The sequence below is a fragment of the Pseudomonas sp. HMWF006 genome (genome assembly GCF_003061205.1).
GTDB lineage: Bacteria > Pseudomonadota > Gammaproteobacteria > Pseudomonadales > Pseudomonadaceae > Aquipseudomonas > Aquipseudomonas monsensis.
The window spans coordinates 1-827 of the sequence record NZ_QAIU01000593.1 but is presented as its reverse complement, the minus strand read 5'-3'; the positions used below and the strand labels follow the sequence as shown (position 1 = coordinate 827).

The following is an 827-nucleotide window of genomic DNA, read 5'->3' as shown; positions in this document are numbered from 1 at the left end:
GGGTGACGCCCAGCCGCAGCGCCGCGCGGCTGGCACTGGATTCTTCGTGCAGGGCTTCGAAGACTTTCAGCAGATTGAGGTCGACGGCAGCGATATTCATTTGGCTCATATCATTCAGCAGTGAACGGGGCTTTATTCATGATCGCGTGGCGCCGGACAATCAGCAACCTCTGAACCTGATGGAGTTACCGCGATGCCCAAATCAATTGTTGCTGCCTTGCAGATCGGCGCCTTGCCCGGTGGTAAAGGCGAAACCCTGGAACAGATCCTGAGCTGGGAAACCGCGATTATCGAATCCGGCGCAGCCCTGGTGGTGATGCCCGAAGCGTTGCTCGGCGGTTATCCGAAAGGCGAAGGCTTCGGCACGCAACTGGGCTATCGCTTGCCGGAAGGCCGTGAGGCTTATGCGCGGTATTTCGCCAACGCGATCAATGTGCCGGGCGCCGAAACCGAGGCCCTGGCCGGTCTGTCGGCGCGCACCGGCGCCCATCTGGTCATTGGTGTTATCGAACGCGCGGGCAGTACGTTGCATTGCACGGCCCTGTATTTCGATCCGCAAGCCGGGCTGCTGGCCAAGCACCGCAAGCTGATGCCGACCGGCACTGAGCGCCTGATCTGGGGCAAGGGCGACGGCTCGACGCTGCCGGTGCTCGACACCCAGGTCGGCAAGCTCGGCGCGGTGGTGTGCTGGGAAAACATGATGCCGCTGCTACGCACGGCGATGTATGCCAAAGGCATCGAAGTGTGGTGCGCGCCGACGGTGGATGAGCGGGAGATGTGGCAGGTCAGCATGCGTCATATCGCCCATGAGGGCCGCTGTTTTGTGG

1 protein-coding gene and 1 pseudogene are annotated in these 827 nt (G+C 61.8%); one reads left to right on the top strand and one right to left on the bottom strand.

Annotated elements, in window-relative coordinates:
- Nucleotides 1-109 (bottom strand): annotated as a pseudogene (locus DBR24_RS34080) (LysR family transcriptional regulator); the annotation flags it as partial.
- 84 nt (nt 110-193) lie between these two features.
- On the opposite strand from DBR24_RS34080, the gene DBR24_RS27370 reads away from it, so the two are divergent.
- The coding region (locus DBR24_RS27370; protein ID WP_128616277.1) for a nitrilase-related carbon-nitrogen hydrolase at nt 194-827 on the top strand (634 nt) is incomplete at its 3' end.